The sequence below is a fragment of the Methylophaga sp. UBA4204 genome, assembly GCF_002379485.1.
Taxonomy (GTDB): Bacteria; Pseudomonadota; Gammaproteobacteria; order Nitrosococcales; family Methylophagaceae; genus Methylophaga.
Genome location: NZ_DFTU01000013.1, coordinates 23,654 through 24,087 on the forward strand (window position 1 = coordinate 23,654; position 434 = coordinate 24,087).

Annotated in this window: 1 pseudogene; it reads left to right on the top strand. The window is 42.6% G+C overall.

Features of this window, described 5'->3' with window-relative positions:
* A pseudogene (gene secA / locus B3182_RS01970) lies at positions 1-434 on the top strand (preprotein translocase subunit SecA); the annotation flags it as partial.

Sequence of the window (434 nt, forward strand, 5' to 3'; positions counted from 1 at the left end):
GCCATTGAAAATGCTCAACGTAAGGTTGAAGGACACAACTTTGATATTCGTAAACAGTTACTGCAGTTTGATGATGTTGCCAACGATCAACGTAAAGTAATTTATGAGCAGCGCAATGAATTAATGGCTGCGGATGATGTATCAGAAACAATTGTTTCAATGCGTAGCAGCGTCATTAACGACGTTATCAGTCTGTACATTCCACCTAATAGTATTGATGAACAATGGAATGTCAGTGGACTGGAACAGGCTTTACGCGATGATTTCGCTCTGGAATTAGATATCAGCGGCTGGTTGGAGGCAGATGATAATCTGCACGAAGAAAGTTTGCGTGAAAGAATTATCGAGGAAGCCGAAGCAGCCTGTCAGGCAAAAGAAGCTACTGTCGGGGCTGAGTTGATGCGTCATTTTGAAAAAGCCATCATGCTGCAAAC